Source organism: Coprococcus sp. TF11-13, from assembly GCF_003481085.1.
Lineage (GTDB): Bacteria > Bacillota > Clostridia > Lachnospirales > Lachnospiraceae > Coprococcus > Coprococcus aceti.
Genome location: NZ_QUKK01000001.1, coordinates 1039545 through 1063025, shown reverse-complemented (window position 1 = coordinate 1063025; position 23481 = coordinate 1039545). Strand labels below are relative to the sequence as shown.

The window sequence follows — 23481 nt, the reverse complement described above, 5'->3', positions numbered from 1 at the left end:
CATAATAAATACTCAGGAGGAAGTATGTTGAGGACAATAAGGAAGGGATTGTATAAGTCGAATAACGTAAGATTTCTTGCTCTGCTCATCGCTGTGGCATTTGTTCTGCTGACGGAGATGGCGTGTGTGGGGAACATGACGGCCAAAGCGGAGACTGCAGGGGATGTGGCTGCATCTGTATATGCGGATACGGAGGCTCCGGGGGTGGCGACGCCTACCAGCGTGGTGGAGAAAACAGCACTTAAGATGAACAGCAGTACGTATGTGTTTACGAACTCCACCGATGGCATGTTCAGACTCAGCTTTGCGGAGGGCGAGAGTTACTTCATTGGTTCAGGTGAGGACAGTGATACGCTTATCACATATGCACTGATAAGATATAACTCCAAGTTTTATCTTGTCGCAGCGGATGACAGCGATGCAAATGTGCAGTATAACGGAAGCTACACAGACACCAGCTTTGAGATGCTGAAGTCAGCGAATTATAATTCTTCAAGCAGATATGTCAACATGAGTGTTAAGAGCGGCAATACCATAGAGCTCAAAAAGTTTACATTTGCCAGGGACTATTCTGTAGCTCTGACAGGATATTACAATGGAGTGTATTATACCGAGGGCAATCCGGCGACAGGACTGTTCACAAGATCCGGGTACTGTGATTACTTTGTGAGTGGCAAGGCTGTTGTGGGGGATGGCTGGTACAAATATGGCAGCAGTTCACCGGCAGGGGAGCTTGTTGACGCGGATATATCCGGAAGCATGTCTGGAAATGATGTGAAGTATATCCAGCTTTTTGATGGGCATGTTGTGAGCGCTTATCACGGCAATTATTTCTACAGCTATAATGGAACAGTCAGGATCACCGTCAAGAATAAGGCGGTCATGGTAAATAATATAAAAGTCCTGTTTGACAAGAATGGAAATGCGTACAAGGGACTCAGAACAGAAAATTCCAGAGTGTACTACTACGAAGCGGGTATTCCGGTCAAGAACGTGGTGAAGCAGTTTGGAGAAGACTATTATTACTTTGGAAGTGACGGCGCTGCGGTGAGATCGACCTGGATCACATCAGGAAACTGCGTGTATTATTTTGCGGTGGACGGCAAGGCAGTAAGGCGGATGCAGTCGGGAAGACTGTACCAGTATTCGTCGGGGAAATGGACCAGTACGGCAACCGGTGTATACGAGGTAAACAGAAGATATTATTACTTTGTGAACGGTGCGAAGAGCAACGTCACGAAGTGGTATGAGATCTCAAGGGATAAGAAGTATTACATAAGAAACGGAGAGGCAACCTATTTTGTACAGGTGGACGGCATAAGATACAGATGTCAGAAGGTGGCGAGCGAGGGCGGCTGGACGGCTGCGGTGAATGCGTGGATACCTTCATTTGGACATGTTGTGCTCCACACGGACAGCACGGGAATATCTGATGCGATATATTACAGATCGACACATACTGTATCGGGATATGCAGACACGTACAGAGTATTCTCGAATAACAGATGGATAGTAAAGAAAAATTCTGTGGTGAGACTGCAGGGCAACTGCAGTTACTTTGGTAAAACAGGTAAGGCTGTCAGAACAAAGGGCTGGCAGACGATTAGTGATTACAGTGCGGCTTATGTAGGCGATGAGGGAACTGTAACTGAATATGTGTATTATGACGAGAGTACAGGATATTCCGAGTACAGAAGTGGCAAGCTGCTCAACGACAAGTCTGAGGGTCTTAAGAACGCCAAGATCAACAACAAGAAGGTGTATTATTTCAGCGATGCAAATGGACGCTGCAGTAAACTCACGAAGATAGTAGTGGGTGATGTGGAGTATGAATTTGACAGTTGGGGAAGATGCTTCAAGACAGATTCGATAAGCTGGGATTTTGATGAATGGATGAAGAGGGTTGTCAATGAATATCTGGGCAAGACAGGAATCTACTGCAATGTATTTGTGGCAAATGCGCTTAGATACGCAGGCAGCAGCACTCCGGGAAGTGATATGTCAGTCAAGTACACTGACTTTGCAAATGGCGGATTCGTGATCAGTTCATCAAATATATGCTCAGACTGGGCACTCCGCAAGGTCATCGCCAAGGCGATTCTGGCGCAGAATGGAAGCTGGGGTGAGGAGACGGATTACGAGCTCACAGCGGACAGGGAGGACTTCTCATACGATGCGCTCCTGCCTGGTGATATAGTTGTCTACTATACGAATGGAGAGCCGACCCATGTCGGAATCTATTTTGGAAAGTTCTCTTCAGCGACTGCACTTAAGCAGTATCTGAGAAAGCTTGGAGTTCCGGCTTCGGCATGTGAGGCATATGTGCATGACTGGGGTTCTAACAGCGGAAATATGCCTGAATACTGGATCATTCAGGGTGGAATGGGCAGCAGCGATCAGGTCTATATAAGCAATTCTGCATATGATCTGTCGGGACAGTATGCCATGAAGATAATTCATGTGAGACATTAGAATGTAGAGAGATTGACATAAATGTACAGGGAACTGTGCATGATAACAAAGAAAACACCATATATGAATACGGTGAGTGGATACCTTATATGGATCCTCTTTGCTGTAGTCGTATATGGTGTTTTTTGTATTTGTTGATATAGTTAAGCCTGCAGGTTTGACATGAGCGATCCCGCCATCAGTCCTCCTCGGACAGTTCCTCCCATTTTGTGTAGAGCTCGTTGAGTTCTGTGTCGGCTTCGTTCCTCTGCTTTGTGAGGTCGTTCAGCAGACCGACATTTGTGGCGTTCTCAGGAAGAAGAAACTGTTCATCGATCTCTGCAATCCTGTTCTCAAGTTCCTCGATGGATGCCTCAAGCTTCTTCAGGTCATTTGCCTTCTTGCGCTGCCTTGCCGCTTCAGCTTTGCTTTCCTGCCATGAGAGCTTGGCCTGTGAGACAGCGGGAGAGGTCTGGGCCGGTGCGTCAGAGACTCCGCTTATTGGAGTGAATGGACTTCCTGAATCTGTGGAATACGTTCGGTGGGTCTCGTAGTAATCGTAATTGCCTATATAGCTTGTGAGCTGTTTGTCCCTTAACTCGATGATCCTTGTGGCCGTCTGGTTGATGAAGTATCTGTCGTGAGATACATACAGGACAGTGCCGGTGTAGTTCCTTATGGCATTCTCCAGTATCTCTTTTGATGTGATATCCAGGTGGTTCGTCGGCTCATCCAGAATAAGAAAGTTGGCGGAAGAGAGCATCAGTTTGGCAAGGGACACACGTCCACGCTCGCCACCTGACAGATCCTGTATCCTCTTGAACACGTCCTCACCTGTGAAGAGGAATGCCGCAAGGACATTACGGATTCTGGTGTTGGACAGATCAGGGTAGGCGTCGCTTATCTCATCGAATATGGTGTTGGACATCGTGAGTACCTGATGTTCCTGATCGTAGTAACCAATCTTGACGCGTGATCCAAGTATGATAGCTCCGGCATCTTTGGATACAAGCCTGTTGATCATCTTCAGTATGGTTGTCTTTCCGGTTCCATTTCCACCTATCAGGGCGACGTGTTCGCCACGTTTGATATCCATATCTATTCCTGAGAACAGATTATTGTCGCCAAATGATTTGGAGAGTCCTTCGATCGTAAGAACATCCTCGCCGCTTAAGACATTTGGCTCAAGAGTGATCCTCATCTCGGATGCAACCTCGGTTGGCTTGTCGAGACGTTCTATACGTGAGAGCATCTTCTCACGGCTCTCTGCACGTTTGATGGACTTCTCACGGTTGAACTGCTTGAGCTTCGTGATGACCTCCTCCTGATGCTTGATCTCCTGTTGCTGGTTGAGATATGCCTTCATCATGTTCTCACGGATCTCTGCACGCTTTTGTGCGAAGTAGGTGTAGTTGCCATTGTATACCTGGCTGTGGCCATTGTCGAGCTCGACTATCTTGGTCACGATCTTGTCGAGGAAATAACGGTCGTGGGAGACGATGATGACGCTTCCCTGGTAGGATGACAGGAAGCCCTCAAGCCATGAGATGGATTCCATGTCCAGATGGTTTGTCGGCTCATCGAGGATGATGATATCCGGCTTCACCATGAGGAGTCTGCCGAGTGCAAGTCTTGTCCTCTGGCCACCGGACAGAGAGTCCGTGTGGCGGTCATAATCCTCCTTGGAGAAACCTAGTCCTTTGAGAACTCCATTTGCCTCGCTCTCACAGCTATAGCCGTTCTTATATTCGAATTCGTGGGTGTAGCGGTTGTAGAGCTCCAGAGATCTCTCGAGCTCCTCACCGGTCTGTTCAGCCATGGTGTGTTCCAGTTCGCGCATCCTGTCCTGAAGCTCAAGGATAGGCTTTAGTGCATCCATCATGACACCGCGGACAGTAGTGTTGTAATTGCTCTCCTGATACTGGGACAGATAGCCGATGGTCCTGTCCTTTGACACTATGACCTGACCGGAGTCAGCACTTTCCTCACCCATTATTATCTTGAGAAGAGTGGTCTTGCCGGCGCCGTTTATGCCGACTATAGCCATTTTCTCCTTTTCCTCAAGATGAAAAGAAATATTGTCCAATATAACATCTGTGCCAAATGCTTTGCAGATGTTCTGACAGTCTAAAATCATAATTTAACCTCTCATTTGTGTTCTAGCCTTTTAATTATATATACAAGACTTTACTTTCGCAAGAAAATGGAGTGGATTTTATACTATAAGGGTGGAATTGCACTGTTTTTAATAAAATGTTCATATTATTTTAAGCAAAATACACAATTATTGTGATATACTAGATAAAGATATGCGTGGATATAGGAAAGACGCCGCAGGGCGGATTGATATATAATTACAGAAAAGGAATGATGGAATGGATTATAGCATCTATGACTATAATAGTGACGAGAAGCTTCTTCAGGAACAGGAGATAGAGGAGATCAACAATGTGAAGATGAGTCTGCTCAACACTCTTGTCACGAAGCTGAACAATGCGGGAATATATTTTAACAGTACATCGAGAATCAAGTCAGAATCGTCACTTCTGCACAAGCTGGAGACTGGTAAATACTCCATGCAGGAAGGTGGAAGAAAGATTCAGGATATCATAGGTATACGAATCAACCTGTTCTATCTGGAGGACATGGATATATGTGAGAAGATACTTGAGGAGACGTTTCTTCTGGACAATTGGTCCAAGACGAAGAATGAGGAGAACAAATTTGAGGCACAGAAATGTAACGGTGTGTTCAGGATACCGAGCAAATATCTGCGAAACATACCTGCAAGTGTGTGGAACAAGCCATTTGACCAGACATTTGAGGTACAGCTCAGGACGGTGCTCTTCGAGGGTTGGCATGAGATAGAGCATGAGATGAGATATAAGTATAAGCTGGGTTCTGATTCCAAGGAGACCGATCTGTGGACTGGACATGAGGATCTGTCCAGAGTTATGAACAGTATCATAGCCAATCTGGAGCTGTGCGACTGGTCTATCATGCAGATTTTCAACAGTATTCACGACTCACAGTACAAGGAGAAGAACTGGGAGAATGCCATAAGAAGCAAATACAGGCTCAGGATCACGCAGGATCCGCTTAAGCCTGAGCTCAGGGAATATCTGGACAACAATCCGGATATCGTGGCGCAGTTCCACACTGTGAGCAAGCGCGAACTGGTTGAGATACTGCTCAACAAGAAGTATCACAAGGAGCTGACTCCTGACAGAGTTATTTATCTGATCAACAAGGAGATAGTCCACAACGAGTATATATCAAGGCTGCTTGACAAGGAGCAGTTCGTTCCAGCGGTCAGACCAGAGGTGAAGACTGAGATAAAGCCTATGGTTCCGAATGTTGTGTACAGCCACAGGGTAGGAATACCTGCGGCGGGTTATGACAAGGCGTGTGAGATCATATACAAATGGGTCAGAGAGCACATCAGTATGGTGTTCCCACAGATGCCCGAGGAACTCACGAGTGTGGATTATTCCACCATAGGATATAAGGTATATATAACATATGAGGCCGGTGAGTTTCATATGGATTTCCAGCACATAAGCAATTCAGAGGCTGGTGTTATATGGCATGTGACAGTGGATATGGTGAGTGCCGGGGATATATATGATGTGAATGTGGAGAACATATGTGAGACCATCAACGTCAAGGAGAGAAGATACAGCAGGCCAAAGTTCATGAAGGATATGTTCAATCAGGTTGGCTTTGTAGACGCCGGGATAGTCATGGAGGAGGGATCAAGCCCTGAGGAGATCAGCTATGACAAGCTGAATGCGATTGTTGAGAGCCCTGACAGATATATGCCTATCATAGTCATAGTGAAGCCGGATGAGATACCGGACTGGGCGATAGACTGTGATGGATATATACTCAGAACGGATATGCTGAAGAAGACCCTCAACGGTTTGTGTCATGTATATCTGTGCAGTGGAGACTGCAAGAAGCGCTACGAGGAGGAGTACGGTAAGGAATCCGTGGATGGTGGAGTTATGATGTGGGAGAAGAACAGTAACTACCCGATATTCTACTCCATGGATATCATCAACCAGAGCTTCTTCGAGGAGGTAAACCACAGCATCAATGAGAATGTGGAGTACGAGAAATCCTTCAGATATTCGCTGAGAGAACAGGTTCACGATGAATATCTGAAATAACACAGAGGTAGGCAGACCATGAAGAAATGGTACAGGATAGCAGCCGTAGTGGTTGTCATGGTGGCTGTGATTGCTATGGTCATCATATCAGGCGTGAGACGGTCAGGTGAAAGTGAATATACAAGGAACACGATCACCATGGGAACGGCTGCGTCATTTACAGTGTATGGAAGCCATGGCAGTGAGAATATAGACGGGATGCTGAAGCTCATAGACAGCCTGGACAAGGATGTGCTGTCATGGCGCTCAGCGGACTCTGAGATATACAGGGTGAACACCACATATAAGCCTGATGAGGATATCACGGTGAGCAGTGAGTTTGCGGGTGTGCTGAAGCAGACGCTTGACATATCGAGGGCTCATGACGATCTGTTGGATATCACCATACGGCCTTTGGCGGATGTGTGGGGGATAGAAGATGGCAGGACAGAGATTCCATCACAGGCGGATATAGACAGTGCACTGAGGCTGGTGGATGTGTCAAAGGTAAGTGTGGATGGCGATACGTTAAGGATATCAGAGCCTGGTATGATGCTTGATCTGGGAGCAGTCGGCAAGGGATATGGCTGCGACATGGCAGCAGAGTATCTCAAGGGTACTGATGCGGCCGGTGCATGTGTGGCTCTGGGCGGAAGTATAGTCGTGTACGGAAGCAAGCCTGATGGTACAGCCTGGAAGGTCGGTGTCAAGGATCCGAGAGCTGGAGAGGGAACGACCATGGGTGTCATAGGCTTTGGCGATGGGGAGACGGCATTTGTATCCACATCGGGAGATTATGAAAAGTATTTTGAGCAGGATGGCAGGAGATACCACCACATACTTGATCCCCGGACAGGATATCCGGCATGGAATGGCACTATAGCGGCCACGGTAGTGTGTGATAACGGACTGACCAGTGACGCCTTGTCCACACTGTGTATGCTGATGGATAAGGATAAGGCTATGAAGACCATTCAGGAGTATGGTGCGGAGGCCGTCATCATAGATGAGGATAAGAATGTGTATGTCAGTGAAGGCCTGAAGGACCGATTCACCATAACGGCAGAAGACTATAAATTGGCAGAGTGATGTGAAGATATGGCGGGATGGTTTAGAAAAAAAGATCTGATATTGTGTGTAGTCCTTTTAGTAGCGGGAATTATATGCTGGCTTGTCATGCGGCTTGTGCTTCCGACGGGCAATACCGCGGATGTGTATATAGATGACAAACTGGTGCAGACCATAGACATGACAGTCGACGATACCTATGAGTTCAACACGGACAGGGGCAGCAACACTGTTGTGGTTGAATCTGGGAAGATCAGTGTCGGTGATGCGGACTGCCCGGATAAGGTGTGCGTGAATATGGGCTGGAAGAGCAGGAGAGGAGAGACTATAGCCTGTCTTCCGCACAAGCTTGTCATAGAGATACAAGGTGGCAGGGAAAGAGATATAGATGTGCAGTAGAGATAAAAATGATCAGAAAAGTTCAGAGACGGCGGTGGATAGAATGCATGGCTGGAGTACAAAAAGGATCACATACACAGGTATGTTCGTGGCCATAGCCATGGTATTTTCCTATCTTGAATCCATGATCCCGGTGAATATATCTGTTCCGGGAATCAAGCTGGGACTTGCAAATATGGTCACCATAGTTGTCATGTACAGGCTGAGGATATCAGATGCGTGGATAGTGTCACTGGTGAGAGTGGTGCTGTCATCGCTGTTGTTTGGCAATATGACGGTTATGGTATACAGCATGGCGGGAGCGGTGTTGTCACTTCTGGTCATGACGCTTTGCAGGAAAAAGGATCTGTTTGGTCTCCTTGGAACGAGCATACTAGGCGGAGTGAGCCACAACGCAGGGCAAATAGCAATGGCAGCACTTCTCATGAAGAGTGGCAATATCATGTTGTATATGCCGGTGCTGTGCATATCGGGAACTATAGCCGGTGTGTGCATAGGCCTGGCGGGGGCTGTGCTTGTCAGAAAGCTTCCGTCCATAGAATATTAGAATGATATCCGAATGAATTTATAAATGATCACATGTAAGATACAGAAAAGACATAAGTGTCTATATCTTATATGTGATCGTTTTTTATGCGGATAAGCAGAAGAATTTCCATATTTTAAAATGATAATATATCCCCATTTAGGTTGTTTTTGAGGGCTTAAAGCGTTATTATATAGGGAGATTTTTTTAATAAAAATATATAAGGAAAAGAGGTAGAACATGGGTTTGTTAACATTCCTGGGCGGAATTCATCCATATGAAGGCAAAGAATTGTCAATGGAAAAGCCTGTCAGAGAATACCTTCCAAAAGGTGACTGTGTGTACCCGCTGAGTCAGCATATAGGGGCACCGGCCACACCTATAGTGAAGAAGGGCGACAGAGTCCTGGTTGGTCAGAAGATTGCGGAGACCAGTGGCTTCGTGTCAGCGAATATACATTCATCCATATCGGGAAAGGTCAAGGCGATCGAGCCGAGATATGTGCCTGGTGGATCAAAGGTTGAATCAATAGTTGTAGAGAATGATGGCCTGTTTGAGGAGATCGACTTTGCAGCAAATGTAAAAGATCTGTCCACTCTGTATAGAGAGGATGTGAAGGAGATCATAAAGGAGGCCGGAATAGTAGGAATGGGCGGCGCCGGTTTCCCTGCAAATGTCAAGCTGTCCCCGAAGAACGAGGATGCGATCGACTACATAATAGTAAATGGTGCAGAGTGTGAGCCATATCTTACTTCGGATTACAGAAGGATGATGGAGGAACCGGACAAGCTGATACTGGGACTTGAGATATGTATCAATCTGTTTGATCATGCAAAGGGAATCATCGCCATAGAGGATAATAAGCCAGAGGCAATAGAACTTCTCAGGGATAAGGTAAAGGACAATGACAAGATCGAAGTCCATGTGATGAAGACCAAGTACCCTCAGGGTGCCGAGCGTCAGCTCATATATGCTAACACTGGAAGATATGTCAACTCCAAGATGCTTCCAGCGGATGCTGGATGTATAGTTCACAATGTTGATACCATCGTGTCCATATATGAGGCAGTTATAGAGGGAAGACCACTCTACACAAGGATAGTCACCATAACAGGTGATGCCATAGAGAATCCATGCAATCTTATGGTGAGGATAGGAACAAACTGTCAGGAGCTTATAGAGGCTGCGGGTGGATTTAAGGATGGTGTGGTTCCTGAGAAGGTGATCTCAGGCGGTCCTATGATGGGAAAGGCACTTTTCTCATTGGATGTTCCTGCAACCAAGGGAGTGTCGGCACTGCTGTGTATGACACATGACGAGGTGGCAGACCTTGAACCGAGCAACTGTATCAGATGCGGACGCTGTGTTGATGTGTGTCCGGGACGTATTGTTCCTTCGATGCTTGCTTCACTGGCTGAGCATGGGGATACAGAGGGATTCCTGGCTCACAACGGAATGGAGTGTTGTGAGTGTGGATGCTGTTCGTATGTGTGTCCGGCGAAGAGACATCTGACACAGACCATTGCGGGAACAAGAAAATCCATCATTGCGAATAAAAAGAAGTAGGAGGTGTACATATTGGATAATACATTTAAGATTTCGTCATCTCCACATGTCAGAGATAAACGAAGTACACAGAGCATTATGCTGGATGTGATCATTGCTTTGCTTCCGGCAACCGTATTTGGAATCATCAACTTCGAGCTGAACGCTATGATACTTATACTCACATGCGTGGTCTCATGCGTGCTGTTTGAGTGGCTGTACCAGAAGATGATGAACAGAAAAGTAACCATAAGCGATCTCAGTGCAGTTGTAACAGGACTTCTTCTTGCACTGAACCTCTCACCGGATGTACCGGTGTGGATGGCGATACTCGGAAGTGCATTTGCCATTATAATAGTTAAACAGCTCTTTGGAGGACTGGGATTCAACTTCATGAATCCAGCGCTGGGCGCAAGATGTTTCCTTCTCATATCATTTGCAGGAAGAATGACATCATTCTCGTATGATGGTGTGACAACTGCTACACCTCTTGCAGTGCTCAAGAACACAGGGGATCTGGCAAATGTCAATGTACTCAATATGTTTCTTGGAAATATACCGGGAACCATAGGTGAGACATCAGTTGTATGTTTACTTGTTGGTGCGGCTTATCTTCTGATCAGAAGAGTTATAAAGCCGGTTATTCCATTTACATATATAGGAACATTTGCGGTGCTCATTATGATATATGCGGTTGCATCGGGTAGAGGTTTTGATCTTACATTCCTCGCAGCACACCTGTGCGGTGGTGGTCTGATGCTTGGAGCATTCTTTATGGCAACTGACTATGTTACATCACCTATCACACCTGCGGGTAAGGCCTTGTTCGGTGTGATACTTGGTATACTCACATTCTGTTTCAGAATATACGGAGGATCAGCAGAGGGCGTATCATATGCGATCATATTCTCCAACCTGCTTGTGCCACTCATTGAGAGATGGACACAGCCGAAGAGCTTCGGAGAGGGCGCAGAGCTTGCAGCCCAGGGTGACACAGCCGGAACAAAGTCCAAGATGGATACAAAGTCGATTGTTATAGCAACTATAGCAATCATGATAATCACAGTCATAGCAGGATTTGCACTGGCTTATGTATATAAGATCACAAAGGATCCTATAGCAGTTACAGAGCAGAAAGCAAAGGAAGAGGCATATAAGGCGGTATTCGATGATGCGGATTCGTTTGACAGCTATGCTGACTTTGATGCCGATGCGGCTGCAAAGATCCTGTCAGATGCCGGATATAACGCAGATATAGATGAGATCGTGGAAGCAAAGGGCAGCGATGGTTCAGCACTTGGATATGTTGTGACTGTCACATCACATGAGGCGTATAGTGGAGACCTTCAGCTTGCCATGGGAGTCAGAGCGGATGGAACGACAAATGGAATTTCATTCCTGTCACTCTCAGAGACTGCAGGACTTGGTATGGAGGCTGACACAGACAGCTTCAAGTCACAGTTTGCAGGCAAGAAGGTCGATAAGTTCCAGTACACCAAGTCAGGTGCAACAGTGGACGAGGAGATAGATGCCCTATCAGGAGCTACCATCACAACAAATGCGGTTACCAATGCGGTGAATGCGGGACTTGAGTATGTGAAGTCCATAAATGGCGGTGCTGCTGATTCATCTGCAGCGTCGAACGGAGGTGACAAGTAATGGGAAAATGTACAGAGCGTTTATATAATGGTATTGTGAAAGAGAACCCGACCTTCGTACAGATGCTTGGAATGTGTCCGACACTTGCGGTTACATCATCAGCCATCAATGGCGCAGGAATGGGACTTACGACCACATGTATCCTGGTGCTCAGCAACTTCATGATCTCAGCACTCAGAAAGGTTATACCTGATAAGGTCAGAATACCATCATTTATAGTTATCATAGCTTCGTTTGTTACTATCATACAGTTTCTGCTGCAGGCATACCTGCCATCACTCAACAGCAGCCTTGGACTGTATATACCACTTATAGTTGTAAACTGTATCATCCTTGGTCGTGCCGAGGCATATGCTTCCAAGAACAAGGTACTTCCATCTATATTTGATGGACTTGGAATGGGCCTTGGATTTACAGTTGGCCTTACACTTATAGGAATGTTCAGAGAGCTTGTCGGAAAGGGCTGTGTATTTGGATTCCAGATACTTGGAGATGGCAACTTACTTCAGAACTCATCGGGAATTATAAAGGGTATAGGCAATGCACTCAGCCTGTACACACCTATAACAATATTCGTACTTGCACCTGGTGCATTCTTCGTGCTTGCATTCATCATAGCATTTATCAACAAGAGAAATGCAAAGAAGGCAGCCGAGGCACTGGCAAATGGAGAGGAGATCCCGGCAGCATGCAGACCGGACTCATGTGCAGGCTGTATCAATGCAGCATGTTGTGGCAAGCTGGTTTCAGAGAATCCGGCTCCTGTAAAGGCAGCAGAGGCTCCGGCGAAACCTTCAGCGGATGCAAAACAGGTTAAGAAGCAGGAAGAGACACCTGCAGCGGCAGATAAGGATGCAGCAAAGAATACAGCGCCAGAGGCTGACAAGCCAGATGAGGCGAAGAAGGATGAGCCAAGACTCAGCCCATATGCACCGACCAGAGAGTCAGTCCTCGCCGACATAAAGCTTGTTCCGAATGCGACAGGAAAGATGCTTAAGGAGCATGCTGAGGAAGTTCAGCAGGAAAAGATGCCAGATGAGGAGCAGCAGACTGTTACAGAGACTCAGTCAGACAGTCAGGACAATCTCCAGAATGAGAAGTCAACAGAGCAGCCAGCAGCAGAACAGGAAGTAGCAGACAAAGTGGCAGCAGAGCAGCCATCAACGGATCAGCCGATGGAAGCAGAGCAGCCAGAACACTCTGCAGAGAACGAGCCAGCAGATTCCGACATAAAGCTCAAGGAGACAATGGCTCATATAAAGAAGAAAAAAGGAAAGGGAGGTAAGAGATAATGAATATTTTATTGTTAGCCATCGGAGCGGCACTTGTAAATAATGTTATCCTCAGCCAGTTCCTCGGACTGTGTCCTTTCCTTGGAGTGTCCAAGAGTGTCAACACAGCAACCGGAATGGGAGCAGCGGTTGTGTTCGTCATGACCATAGCTTCATTTGTCACCAGCGTTGTGTATTACGGCATACTGAGAAGATTCGGACTTGAGTACCTCAACACCATAGTGTTCATCCTTGTGATCGCAGCACTTGTACAGTTTGTTGAGATGTTCCTCAAGAAGAAGGTCAAGTCATTGTATGAATCACTTGGAGTTTATCTTCCACTGATCACGACCAACTGTGCCGTGCTTGGTATCGCTCTCTCAAATGTACAGAGCGGTTACGGTATACTTGAGAGTACCATCAACGGATGTGGCTCTGCAGTCGGATTTACTATAGCCATAGTGATACTTGCAGGAATCAGAGAGAGACTTGAGCACAGCCCTATACCTGAGGCGTTCAAGGGAACCCCTATAGTTCTCATCACATCAGGTCTTATGGCGATTGCGTTCTTCGGTTTCTCAGGATTGATATAAGGAGGGTGCGGATATGACAGGAATATTGATAGCTGTGGCAGTCGTCGCAGGCGTAGGTATTGTGATAGGTATCCTTCTGGGTGTCGCAGGAGAGAAATTTAAGGTAGAAGTAGATGAGAAAGAAATAGCAGTAAGAGAGCTCCTTCCGGGAAATAACTGCGGTGGATGTGGTTATCCGGGATGTGACGGACTGGCAGCGGCCATCGCCAAAGGTGAGATGCCGCCATCAGCGTGTCCTGTTGGAGGCGAGGCAGTGGCAGCGAAGATCAGTGAGGTCATGGGCGTGGAAAACGCTGAAAATACAAGGTATGTGGCATTTGTCAAGTGTGCAGGAGACTGCGAGAAGGCGAAGGATGTATACGAGTATGTTGGACCAAGGGACTGTAAGCTGGCACAGAACAATCCAAACAGCGGTCCTAAGGCATGTACATATGGATGTACAGGTTATGGCTCATGTAAGGCAGTATGTGAGTTCGGGGCTATTGACATTATAGATGGAATTGCGGTAATTAATAAGGAGAAGTGTAAGGCATGCGGCAAATGTGTCACAGAGTGCCCGAGACACTTGATAGAGCTGGTTCCATATGATGCAGAGAGACTTGTCAGATGTAATTCCCATGACAAGGGTCTTCAGGTCAAGGCAGCCTGCAGCGCAGGATGTATCGGATGTACACTGTGTGCAAGGAACTGTGAGGCTGGAGCCATCACGATAGACAGAAACCTTGCTCACATAGATCCGGAGAAGTGTACAAATTGTGGTGCATGTAAGGCCAAGTGCCCAGTAAAGATAATATCGTAAGAAGGTCCCTTCGAAGGTGGGAGATTTCTTGCGATGACGCGGACGCCGCGCGGAGCGCCTCTAATGCGTCTGCACTATAATATCGTAAGGAGAAAATTATATGAGATGCCCATTTTGCTCAGCAGATGATACAAAGGTTATCGATTCCAGACCAGCGGAGGATGGAAGTGCGATCAGAAGAAGAAGACAGTGTGACGCCTGTGGTAAGAGATTTACCACATATGAGAAGGTGGAGACCATACCTCTCATAGTCATCAAGAAGGACAAGAACAGAGAGACTTATGACCGTTCCAAGATAGAGTCAGGTGTCATAAAGTCATGCCATAAGCGTCCGGTTTCAGCGGAAGCAGTCACAAAGTGCATAGATGACATAGAGAACACCATCTTCAACATGGAAGTGAGAGAGATAGAGAGCACGACCATAGGTGAGATAGTCATGGATAAGATCAAGGATCTTGATCAGGTAGCCTATGTAAGATTTGCATCAGTGTACAGAGAGTTCAAGGATGTGAATACATTTATGGATGAGCTGGGCAAGCTGCTCACCAGCAATTCGGAGAAGCGATGATAGAGACATACAACACGATATTACAGGAGGGGCAGGACGAGATAGTCGAGAAGAAATCACGATTCATCGGCTATGCAGTCCCTGTGTCCTCGGAGGAAGAGGCATATGCCTTTGTCGAGAAGATCAGGAAGCAGCACTATGATGCACGGCACAACTGCTATGCATTTGCCATAGGCAGCGAGAATACATTGCTAAGATTCTCTGATGACGGAGAACCGCAGGGAACGGCTGGAAAACCCATCCTGGAGGTTATCACGGGGAATGCGGTGGTTAATATATGTATAGTGGTCACAAGGTATTTTGGTGGAACACTGCTCGGAACAGGTGGTCTTGTGAGAGCATACACCGAGGCAGCCAAGCTTGCACTGTCTGATGCGGGTATACATAAGATGCAGCTTATGAAGCTGGTGAAGATAACCACGAACTACAACGATTCGGGTAAGGTACAATATCTTCTCAGCAACAGTGATGCACTGATAGACAGTACGGATTACACTGCAGATGTGTGCTTCAATGTGGCGGTGCCGGCTGACAGCTATGGATGTCTGGTAAAGCAGATCACAGAGTCTACATCTGCGAGAGCATTGATAGAAGACTCAGGAGAAGAGTACAGATGATGATGAATGGCAGAGCTATAGTAAATATCTTATAGCGCCTGAATATCACTCTGAATATGAGTGCAGCAGCAAGGCTGATGACTGACACTGCGGCGATATGCAGCAGGACATTGAGACAGCCATTGGTGCCGGAATATATGATCAAGGATATAAAGCTGATAACGGCAGCGGGAATAATTCCCGCTGCTATATTTTTTACACAGAATCCGGCTTTTTTTCTGGAGGAGAGGATAGAGTAAGCCCCACAGTCCAGATCTCGGAGATAGTTCTGAAGTCCCAGGAGAGAACATACGAACAAAGTTATGTAAACCAATATTTCCACAGGAAAATTGTTTGGCGCAATATCTGTCGATGCCGTGTATTTTCCGGTGAGTCCGCTCTCGATGGTGAAAATGTCCTCATTTTCGATATATCCCTTAAATCTATCACTGATGTATTCTGCCATCTGGGTCTCGTCGTATGGGACATTTGCCAGATAACGATCCTGGAGCATACATACAGACATGTCTGCCGCATATGCATACAGGAGGGCGGCATACACGGATTCTTCGGACACAGACTGGAATGAACTTCCATCGGTTGTATACACGGTTATGTGGCGTTTCCCGTCAGAGTGGATCATTGATTCACTGAAACCATCAGGAACCATGTACGCGGAGTCGATCCTGCCGGATGCTACATCATCCTTCATGTCTTTCAGGGATTCATAGTGCCTGAAGGTAAATCCCGTGGATGTCGATGTGAGATACGACAGGAAAGCATCCGTGTGTTCGTCAGAACTTTCAATATACACGCCGGACACGATCTCGGTGCTTTGCTTTCTGGCTGGCAGAAAGCTCACAGCGATCAGCACAGCGGGGATGACCAGCAGAACGGCGATCATGGCGGGACGGCACAGTATTCTCTTTATAAGTAAGTTTATCTGTCTTATATGGTTCATAGATGTATCTCCGTAAATTTATGATAAATATATGCACAGTGTCTGCACAAGCTTATTGAGCAGCGATCCATGGCATATATACTTTGCAAAGTTTGGAAGCATGGCTTCCGGTATGAATAAGCCGCTCACATAGGCCAGTATGACAGTGACCACAGTGAGAAGCAGTGTGCAGCCGTGTATCCCTGCGGGAACCAGACTTATGAGCAGCGTATATACCGCGACACATGTAGCTATGACGATTCCGAACAGTATCCCGCTCATGTGGATATTTACATGCAGTTCATCGATAAACAGTGATGCCAGGGCGAGAGCCATGTATACAGTTATATAAAGGATATACAGCCATATGAACATGGATATGAAATTGCTGACATTGCGTCTGACTTTGCCAATTCCCTGTGACCTGAGCTTTGTTATGTAAGAGGCTGGGAGGTCGAGCAGGAATGGGAAGAAAACAACGCTGCACAGCATCATCATGAGAAGAACCGCCGCACTTGTGTAGAAGTCGGTGGTATTTGCTGCTCTGGTTGCATTTATCTTGTCGACGGTGAAGTTGGCAGTCCTGTCAAGAACCTTAGTCATGAACATGGCATTTACATCGTTGCTGAGCGTGTCCTGAATATCCTCGGGAAGCTCCATGTTCCTTCCTATCGCCTGAACCGAATATATGGCCGCCTGGGATATGCCAAGCATGGAGGATGTGGAGCGGAAGAGGTCATTCAGCACAAATGTATCGATGGACCGGTTGTCAGAATAGTATACCTCGACAGGTGTGTTCGTTCCGTCCATGATGTCGCTTATGATATTGTCAGGGACGTAGATCACAGCGAACAGGTCTCCGTCAGAGAGCCTTGAAAGGGCTGTATCCTTGTCTGAAAATTCTGTGAATACACATGATGAGTGGTAGCTGTCCATATCAGATATCGTGTTGTATGCCATCTGTGCGGTTTTTGAATCTGCACTCATCACGATTCCGATTGAAAGTGGTTCGGAGCGGTCATCAGAGTAGATAAAAGAGTTCGCGTTTAACGCAAGACACAGGAAAACCGTCATCATGACAAATGCTGCGACTACCATGTATATTCCATAATGAGCTATTCTTTTCAAATCAGTTCGTATAAGTCGGTAAAACATAAAACTCCTTTAGATAAAGCTATGATCTGATCAGATTGATGTAGGTTTCAGGTGAGGTGTATCCGGGTGAGATATTTCTGTCTATGGCCAGTTGGATGTGTCCATTTTTCAGTGTGTATATCTTGTTGCATATATCCAGCGCAGATGTCTCATGTGTGGCGATGATGACACTTCCTCCATGTGATATGTAATTCTGGAGATAGCTCAGTATCCCATTCTTGCATAGAAGATCAAGCGAGGCCAGAGGTTCATCGAGAAGAAGCAGATCCGGGTCAGACATCATCGTGATGGCAAGGCTTAGCCTCTTCTTCATTCCACCGGAGAGCTTTGAGACACGTTTGTCCAGAAATGAATCCACACCGAGAGACTGACATATGCTCATATTGTGGGAGTTCATGACTGTTTTCCTGCTTCCGGGGTGCCACAGTCTGATGTTGTCAATGGCTGTGAGTTCCGGTATGAGTGGATTGTCCTGTGGGAGCAGAGCAGCATTTGCCTGACAGTCGAAACCGAAGCACCCTGAGTCTGGCTTTATGTTTCTGGATAGTATTCCCAGCAGGGTGGATTTACCCGATCCGTTGATTCCCAGAAGGGCGATGCATTCACCCGGGGATACGGACAGTGACACATCTGTCAGAACTTTATTTTTGCCGTAGCTTTTGCTCACTGAAGAGACAGAAAACATCTAGTATTCCTCCTCTATTACCTGAAAATCAAGGTAGTCAAAATCTATATCCTCCACAAAGTTATCCGCTGTGAATCTGGTTCTGGCGTGGTGGATAAACTCATCCTTATTCTTCTTAAGCCACACCGGCTTTGCCAGGTCAAACTCGTAGCACATATCCTCAAGGGCCTTGTATACCTTGTGGGTACGCGTCATCTCGTAGTCGGATATGCATATCACGGTATCCTTCATGAGGTGGTTATCTTTTATAAGTTTTCCCCATACTCTAAACATATATTATCCTCCATAAGGGTTATTTGAGATCGTACCTGACTAGTATATAACATTTGTGCACAGAATTAAAACAATAAAGACACAAATATGACACATTTACTGCGTATAGTAACAACTGTAAGAAAGAGAAAGGTACCGATTACAGGAATTAAGATAATAAAGATGCGAAAGGATGATAGAGATGGAACAGGAAAACAAGAACCAGATGAATGGAAATAGTGGTCAGGCACCACAGCAGGATGGTCTGTATCATTACAGCTATATGAACAATAGAGGAGATTCAAGATTTGACAGACCTTCAACAAATGCTTCACAGCAGACACAGAATGTTCAGGGCGCACAGTCAGCGCAGAACAATCAGACAGCCGGTGTACATGGCTCAGCACAGAACGCTCAGACTGCCGGCGCACAGAGTTCACCGCAGAATGCTCAAACAGTCGGTACACAGAACGCTTCATATTCAGGTTTTCAGAGAAATGTAAATGGCATGGAAGCATGGTATGACAGCCAGAGAATGAATCAGGGTTATCAGAATCAGGCAGGCAATCCAATGAACAATATTGGAACAGGAAAGCCTTCAGATAACAATATGAGACAGAAGAAGGCAAAAGATAAGAAGCCAAAGAACAGGAAGAGCGGATTTGGCAAGAAGGCAGCAGGTGTGGTTGCAGCGGCTGTTGTATTCGGACTTGTGGCAGGCGTTGTATTCCAGGGGGTCAGATATGGATCGGATAAGCTTCTCGGCAAAGATTCGCAGACCACAATAGAGCAGAGTGCTGAGGGTTCAACAGAGAACAATGCACCACAGCTCAAGCAGGCATCATCAGACACGACAAGTACAGTGTACGATGTGTCAACGGTTGCCAAGAAGGTTATGCCTTCCATCGTATCGATCACAGGAACATACGTAACAACATATGATTACTGGTTCAATTCATATCAGCAGGAGTCAACAGGAGCCGGTTCAGGTATCATCATCGGCAAGGATGACCAGTACCTGTATCTTGCAACTAATTATCATGTGGTACAGAATGCTAAGTCACTGTCAGTTACATTTGTCGATGACAAGAGTGCAGATGCGGTGGTAAAGGGATACGTTGAGAACAATGATATAGCAGTTGTCACAGTTAAGCTTTCGGACATATCGGATGACACTTTGAATGAGATAAAGGAGATTCAGGTAGGTTCATCGGATGATCTTGCAGTGGGTGATCCGTGCGTGGCAATCGGAAATGCACTTGGATATGGACAGTCAGTTACAGTTGGATATATAAGCGCACTTAACAGAGAGATAAGTGCTTCAGATGAGACAGTAAAGGTACTTCAGACAGATGCAGCCATCAACCCTGGTAACAGTGGTGGTGCCCTTGTCAACATGCAGGGCGAGCTGATCGGTATCAACACAGCCAAGTATTCAGATACAAGCGTTGAGGGTATGGGCTATGCACTTCCTATATCAGATGTACAGGATATAATCAATGACCTGATAGCAGGCAAGAATGTGTCAAATGATGGAACAACATCAGGACAGGCTTACCTCGGTATATCTGCCCAGACCATCACAAGCCAGTACGCACAGCTCCTGAACATGCCTGAGGGTGTATATATCTCATCAGTTGAGCAGGGTTCAGCAGCAGAGGAGTGTGGACTCCAGTCAGGAGATATCATTTGCAGCCTTGACGGTGAGGACATAGCAGATATGGAGACATTCCACGACAAGATCGTGGCCTGCAATCCTGGCGATAAGGTAACTATCGTATACTACAGAAACAACAATGGTAACTACGAGAAGCAGACTGCTACAGCTACGCTGAAGGAGAAGCAGTGATAAGTCAGATAATTCAGTGGTGATTTAGCACGGAGCTAACAGAACTGAAAGCCTATAGATTGATATAACGGCACCTGTAAGTGAAATTACAGGTGCCGTTTTGTATGTAAGATATGTGGCTGTCAAAATTGTAATCTGCCTGCATTGTATCGGAAGTCCTCGTATTCATCCGGTATGCGGTCAAGTTCGGCGGTAAATGCCTGTGGATTGTAAATTTGCTTGCAAATATACTTTAAATGGTGCATTATAAAGAGTACGCTAAAGTATAGCGTAAGATTCGGAAGAATGAAAAAGAAAGGTTTACATAACAATGTACAAAATACTTTGTAAGGATGGAAGGGCAAAGAGAGCTGAATTTCAGACTGTTCACGGAACAGTGCAGACACCTCTGTTCATGAATGTTGGAACGGCAGCAGCCATAAAGGGAGCTGTGGCAACAACGGATCTCAAGGACATAGGATGTCAGATCGAGCTGTCAAATACATATCATCTCCATGTGAGACCTGGGGATAAGATAGTCAAGCAGATGGGCGGTTTACATAAGTTTATGTACTGGGACAGACCGATACTCACTGATTCAGGCGGATTCCAGGTATTCTCCCTGGCGGGACTCAGGAAGATCAAGGAGGAGGGCGTAACCTTCAATTCCCATGTCGATGGACGCAAGATATTCATGGGACCTGAGGAGAGCATGCAGATACAGTCGAATCTGGCATCTACAATAGCCATGGCATTTGACGAGTGTGCCCCTGCACTGGCTGACAGACAGTACGTGGAGAATTCTGTTGCGAGAACAGCCAGATGGCTTGTCAGATGTAAGAATGAGATGGAGAGACTTAACAGTCTGCCGGATACGATCAACAAGAATCAGCTATTGTTTGGAATCAATCAGGGTGCCATATACGAGGATATCAGAATAGATCACGCCAAGAGAATCAGCGAGCTTGATCTTCCGGGATATGCCATAGGAGGACTTGCAGTAGGAGAGACAGCAGAGCAGATGTACCACATACTCGATGTGACCGTTCCGTATCTGCCTGAGGACAGACCGACATACCTCATGGGTGTTGGAACCCCTGCAAATATACTTGAGGCGGTCGACAGAGGTGTTGATTTCTTCGATTGCGTATATCCATCCAGAAATGGACGACACGCCCATGTGTACACGAAGCATGGCAAGATGAATCTCAAGAATGCGAGATTTGAGACAGACGACAGACCTATAGAGGAGGGCTGCGGATGCCCTGCATGCCAGCACTATAGCAGAGCGTACATCAGACACCTGCTCAAGGCAAATGAAATGCTCGGTATGAGATTTTGCGTCTTGCATAATTTGTATTTTTATAATAATATGATGAAAGACATCAGAGAGGCTATAGAAGAAGGAAGATATCAGTCATATAAGAAATCGATGCTTGAGAGCCTTGCTGGTGGAGAAGAGTAATCAAAAAGGAGACCAGAGAATGAATTCACTTTCAACAATTTTATCATCGTCAACAGGAACACAGGCCAGTGGCGGTTCATCAGTTATGTTTATTGTTGTATATATTGCCATATTTGCTGCAATCATTTACTTCATGATGATCAGACCACAGAAGAAGCAGAAGGCCAAGACAGACCAGATGCTTTCACAGATGGAGCCTGGTGATAATATCATGACAACCAGTGGTTTCTACGGAACCATCCTTGATGTGGTTGATGATTCAACTATCATCGTAGAGTTTGGTAACAACAAGAACTGTCGTATACCGATGCACAAGAGCGCTGTTGCAGAGCTTGAGAAGCAGGGATCATCAACAGTCACAGATGATGATAAGGATAAGAAGTCAAAGATATAATAAAGGTATCATCAGAGTAAATAAAAAAGCGGTCATTATACAGTGACCGCTTTTTTTATATCCTGAAATACAGCTTCCGTGATCCGAAGGCCGCCCCTTCCGGTTCCCACGGATATGTCGGGTTTGGCTGCGCCGTGGAAGTCGGAACCTCCTGATATGAGGAGCCCGTGTTTTCTGGCGATCTCCCTAAGTCTTCCGGATTCATAGGCATTGTTGGAGGAGTGGTAGACCTCAAGCCCTGAAAGGCCATATGGCTTCAGTTCTTCAAGCATGTCCTCTATCTGTTTATATCCAAATCCGTATATGAGGGGATGGGCGATGAAGGCAGCCTTGCCGTAGGTTCTTATGAGTCTTATGGCATCGGCGGCCGGTATGTCTGGTGTTGGAATGTAATATTTGCATTTCTTGCCCAGATACTTTTTGAACGCCTGGTTCATGTCCCTGCATATGCCTTCGGCTATGAGAATTCTGGCAAAATGAGCTCTTGTGACGACAGTATCAGGATTACCATGCTGCAGCTTCTCCATGGTCATGTCTATTCCGTCGGCGCGGAATCTCTCACACATCTGCTCGTTTCGGTCGTATCTGGCCTGTTTGATGGCGGCAAGACGGGAGATGAGCTCAGGGTTCTTGTAGTCCATATAGAAGCCAAGAATGTGGATCTCCACACCGTTGTAGATGGCGGACATCTCTATGCCGGGAACTACCTCGATATGATGGTCACTGCTGTCAGAAAAGCCAGAGCAGTTGGTGGAATCACTGTTCTGGATCGGAGGAAGAGTGCTGTTCCAGTTATCTGCATATGTGATTGCATCTGCTACGCCATCCACTGTGTCGTGGTCGGTTATGGCGATCGCTGCAAGATTCCTGTCAATGGCAAGCTGGCACACCTCTGATGGGGTGCAGGAGCCGTCGGAAGCGGTGGTGTGAAGGTGCATATCTATAAATCTCATGTTGAAAACCTCCGTTTTTATTTTTTATATCATGTATCTGAGCAGCGCCTGGAGCGGCGCATGTCTGGGTTGAATGTGCCCTGACAGAAGTATTGTATATCAGATAAATACATATGTTCAAGTGAATATGGTTACGATCAAATGATATAAGCGGACATATGAACCCTGACAACTGTGCCTTGT

The 23481-nt window shown here is 46.3% G+C and carries 20 protein-coding genes and 2 pseudogenes; 16 read left to right on the top strand and 6 right to left on the bottom strand.

What is annotated here, in order from left to right; translation table 11 throughout:
- Positions 1-24: 24 nt before the first annotated feature.
- Positions 25-2472 carry a hypothetical protein gene (locus DXD11_RS04660; RefSeq protein WP_118757851.1) on the top strand — a complete coding sequence of 816 codons (2448 nt, stop codon included), beginning with the start codon at positions 25-27 and terminating at the stop codon, positions 2470-2472.
- A gap of 178 nt (positions 2473-2650) precedes the next feature.
- Here DXD11_RS04660 and DXD11_RS04655 read toward each other — a convergent pair whose 3' ends face one another.
- Complete coding sequence (locus DXD11_RS04655) at positions 2651-4588, bottom strand: ABC-F family ATP-binding cassette domain-containing protein (protein WP_118757850.1); 1938 nt, start codon at positions 4586-4588, stop codon at positions 2651-2653.
- Positions 4589-4826: 238 nt separating this feature from the next.
- Between DXD11_RS04655 and DXD11_RS04650 the strand changes: the two genes are divergently transcribed.
- The 12 genes and pseudogenes from DXD11_RS04650 to DXD11_RS04600 all read left to right on the top strand — a co-directional run bounded on the left by DXD11_RS04650 (position 4827) and on the right by DXD11_RS04600 (position 15647).
- The gene (locus tag DXD11_RS04650; RefSeq protein WP_015533093.1) at positions 4827-6623 is read left to right on the top strand and encodes a hypothetical protein; all 1797 of its coding nucleotides are present in this window, start codon (positions 4827-4829) and stop codon (positions 6621-6623) included.
- An 18-nt stretch (positions 6624-6641) separates the two neighbouring features.
- Positions 6642-7691 carry an FAD:protein FMN transferase gene (locus tag DXD11_RS04645; RefSeq protein ID WP_118757849.1) on the top strand — a complete coding sequence of 350 codons (1050 nt, stop codon included), beginning with the start codon at positions 6642-6644 and terminating at the stop codon, positions 7689-7691.
- Between the two features lie 9 nt (positions 7692-7700).
- The gene (locus DXD11_RS04640; RefSeq protein WP_118757848.1) at positions 7701-8069 is read left to right on the top strand and encodes a NusG domain II-containing protein; all 369 of its coding nucleotides are present in this window, start codon (positions 7701-7703) and stop codon (positions 8067-8069) included.
- A complete protein-coding gene (locus DXD11_RS04635) occupies positions 8059-8616 on the top strand; it encodes a Gx transporter family protein (RefSeq protein WP_118757847.1) in 558 nt (185 codons plus the stop codon). The genes DXD11_RS04640 and DXD11_RS04635 overlap by 11 nt, the downstream gene beginning before the upstream one ends.
- A 219-nt stretch (positions 8617-8835) precedes the next feature.
- Positions 8836-10161 (top strand): electron transport complex subunit RsxC, encoded by a 1326-nt coding sequence (gene rsxC / locus DXD11_RS04630; protein ID WP_015533097.1) that lies wholly within the window; start codon positions 8836-8838, stop codon positions 10159-10161.
- Between the two features lie 12 nt (positions 10162-10173).
- Positions 10174-11106: pseudogene (locus DXD11_RS14845) on the top strand (RnfABCDGE type electron transport complex subunit D); the annotation flags it as partial.
- Positions 11107-11154: 48 nt separating this feature from the next.
- Positions 11155-11799 carry an RnfABCDGE type electron transport complex subunit G gene (locus DXD11_RS14840; protein ID WP_308936786.1) on the top strand — a complete coding sequence of 215 codons (645 nt, stop codon included), beginning with the start codon at positions 11155-11157 and terminating at the stop codon, positions 11797-11799.
- Positions 11799-12440: pseudogene (gene rsxE, locus DXD11_RS14835) on the top strand (electron transport complex subunit RsxE); the annotation flags it as partial. The gene DXD11_RS14840 and the pseudogene rsxE, both read left to right, overlap by 1 nt.
- Positions 12441-13090: 650 nt before the next feature.
- Positions 13091-13663, top strand: a complete 573-nt coding sequence (locus DXD11_RS04615) for an electron transport complex protein RnfA (protein WP_015533099.1) — start codon at positions 13091-13093, stop codon at positions 13661-13663.
- Between the two features lie 13 nt (positions 13664-13676).
- A complete protein-coding gene (locus DXD11_RS04610; protein ID WP_015533100.1) occupies positions 13677-14462 on the top strand; it encodes an RnfABCDGE type electron transport complex subunit B in 786 nt (261 codons plus the stop codon).
- Positions 14463-14562: 100 nt separating this feature from the next.
- Positions 14563-15030 (top strand): transcriptional regulator NrdR, encoded by a 468-nt coding sequence (gene nrdR, locus DXD11_RS04605; RefSeq protein WP_015533101.1) that lies wholly within the window; start codon positions 14563-14565, stop codon positions 15028-15030.
- A complete protein-coding gene (locus tag DXD11_RS04600) occupies positions 15027-15647 on the top strand; it encodes a YigZ family protein (protein ID WP_015533102.1) in 621 nt (206 codons plus the stop codon). The genes nrdR and DXD11_RS04600 overlap by 4 nt, the downstream gene beginning before the upstream one ends.
- Here DXD11_RS04600 and DXD11_RS04595 read toward each other — a convergent pair.
- From DXD11_RS04595 to DXD11_RS04580, 4 genes are read right to left on the bottom strand one after another with little or no spacing between them, the layout of a single operon-like run.
- Positions 15598-16587, bottom strand: a complete 990-nt coding sequence (locus tag DXD11_RS04595) for an ABC transporter permease (RefSeq protein WP_118757845.1) — start codon at positions 16585-16587, stop codon at positions 15598-15600. The two genes, DXD11_RS04600 and DXD11_RS04595, sit on opposite strands and share 50 nt — an antisense overlap.
- An 18-nt stretch (positions 16588-16605) precedes the next feature.
- The gene (locus DXD11_RS04590; protein WP_118757844.1) at positions 16606-17721 is read right to left on the bottom strand and encodes an ABC transporter permease; all 1116 of its coding nucleotides are present in this window, start codon (positions 17719-17721) and stop codon (positions 16606-16608) included.
- A gap of 19 nt (positions 17722-17740) precedes the next feature.
- Positions 17741-18406: an ATP-binding cassette domain-containing protein gene (locus DXD11_RS04585; protein WP_055224210.1), complete on the bottom strand. Its 666-nt coding sequence runs from the start codon at positions 18404-18406 to the stop codon at positions 17741-17743.
- Positions 18407-18679, bottom strand: a complete 273-nt coding sequence (locus tag DXD11_RS04580; RefSeq protein ID WP_015533105.1) for a hypothetical protein — start codon at positions 18677-18679, stop codon at positions 18407-18409.
- Between the two features lie 181 nt (positions 18680-18860).
- On the opposite strand from DXD11_RS04580, the gene DXD11_RS04575 reads away from it, so the two are divergent.
- From DXD11_RS04575 to yajC, 3 genes are all read left to right on the top strand, one after another.
- Entirely contained in the window at positions 18861-20507 is a 1647-nt protein-coding gene (locus DXD11_RS04575) for a S1C family serine protease (RefSeq protein WP_243105803.1), read from the top strand.
- Between the two features lie 310 nt (positions 20508-20817).
- Positions 20818-21951 (top strand): tRNA guanosine(34) transglycosylase Tgt, encoded by a 1134-nt coding sequence (gene tgt / locus DXD11_RS04570; RefSeq protein WP_015533107.1) that lies wholly within the window; start codon positions 20818-20820, stop codon positions 21949-21951.
- Between the two features lie 19 nt (positions 21952-21970).
- Positions 21971-22345: a preprotein translocase subunit YajC gene (gene yajC / locus DXD11_RS04565; RefSeq protein WP_015533108.1), complete on the top strand. Its 375-nt coding sequence runs from the start codon at positions 21971-21973 to the stop codon at positions 22343-22345.
- Positions 22346-22380: 35 nt separating this feature from the next.
- On the opposite strand, the gene DXD11_RS04560 is transcribed toward yajC, so the two are convergent.
- Positions 22381-23298 (bottom strand): PHP domain-containing protein, encoded by a 918-nt coding sequence (locus tag DXD11_RS04560; protein ID WP_118757842.1) that lies wholly within the window; start codon positions 23296-23298, stop codon positions 22381-22383.
- Positions 23299-23481 lie beyond the last annotated feature (183 nt).

What these genes read in the sequence shown, in the direction of transcription:
- DXD11_RS04560 (WP_118757842.1), bottom strand. Translation starts at nt 23,298, where the DNA reads ATGAGATTTATAGATATGCACCTTCACACCACCGCTTCCGACGGCTCC.
- DXD11_RS14840 (WP_308936786.1), top strand. Translation starts at nt 11,155, where the DNA reads ATGGATACAAAGTCGATTGTTATAGCAACTATAGCAATCATGATAATC.
- yajC (WP_015533108.1), top strand. Translation starts at nt 21,971, where the DNA reads ATGAATTCACTTTCAACAATTTTATCATCGTCAACAGGAACACAGGCC.
- DXD11_RS04575 (WP_243105803.1), top strand. Translation starts at nt 18,861, where the DNA reads ATGGAACAGGAAAACAAGAACCAGATGAATGGAAATAGTGGTCAGGCA.
- DXD11_RS04645 (WP_118757849.1), top strand. Translation starts at nt 6,642, where the DNA reads ATGAAGAAATGGTACAGGATAGCAGCCGTAGTGGTTGTCATGGTGGCT.
- DXD11_RS04650 (WP_015533093.1), top strand. Translation starts at nt 4,827, where the DNA reads ATGGATTATAGCATCTATGACTATAATAGTGACGAGAAGCTTCTTCAG.
- DXD11_RS04640 (WP_118757848.1), top strand. Translation starts at nt 7,701, where the DNA reads ATGGCGGGATGGTTTAGAAAAAAAGATCTGATATTGTGTGTAGTCCTT.
- DXD11_RS04615 (WP_015533099.1), top strand. Translation starts at nt 13,091, where the DNA reads ATGAATATTTTATTGTTAGCCATCGGAGCGGCACTTGTAAATAATGTT.
- DXD11_RS04585 (WP_055224210.1), bottom strand. Translation starts at nt 18,406, where the DNA reads ATGTTTTCTGTCTCTTCAGTGAGCAAAAGCTACGGCAAAAATAAAGTT.
- nrdR (WP_015533101.1), top strand. Translation starts at nt 14,563, where the DNA reads ATGAGATGCCCATTTTGCTCAGCAGATGATACAAAGGTTATCGATTCC.
- DXD11_RS04660 (WP_118757851.1), top strand. Translation starts at nt 25, where the DNA reads ATGTTGAGGACAATAAGGAAGGGATTGTATAAGTCGAATAACGTAAGA.
- DXD11_RS04610 (WP_015533100.1), top strand. Translation starts at nt 13,677, where the DNA reads ATGACAGGAATATTGATAGCTGTGGCAGTCGTCGCAGGCGTAGGTATT.
- DXD11_RS04580 (WP_015533105.1), bottom strand. Translation starts at nt 18,679, where the DNA reads ATGTTTAGAGTATGGGGAAAACTTATAAAAGATAACCACCTCATGAAG.
- DXD11_RS04595 (WP_118757845.1), bottom strand. Translation starts at nt 16,587, where the DNA reads ATGAACCATATAAGACAGATAAACTTACTTATAAAGAGAATACTGTGC.
- DXD11_RS04655 (WP_118757850.1), bottom strand. Translation starts at nt 4,588, where the DNA reads ATGATTTTAGACTGTCAGAACATCTGCAAAGCATTTGGCACAGATGTT.
- rsxC (WP_015533097.1), top strand. Translation starts at nt 8,836, where the DNA reads ATGGGTTTGTTAACATTCCTGGGCGGAATTCATCCATATGAAGGCAAA.
- tgt (WP_015533107.1), top strand. Translation starts at nt 20,818, where the DNA reads ATGTACAAAATACTTTGTAAGGATGGAAGGGCAAAGAGAGCTGAATTT.
- DXD11_RS04600 (WP_015533102.1), top strand. Translation starts at nt 15,027, where the DNA reads ATGATAGAGACATACAACACGATATTACAGGAGGGGCAGGACGAGATA.
- DXD11_RS04635 (WP_118757847.1), top strand. Translation starts at nt 8,059, where the DNA reads ATGTGCAGTAGAGATAAAAATGATCAGAAAAGTTCAGAGACGGCGGTG.
- DXD11_RS04590 (WP_118757844.1), bottom strand. Translation starts at nt 17,721, where the DNA reads ATGTTTTACCGACTTATACGAACTGATTTGAAAAGAATAGCTCATTAT.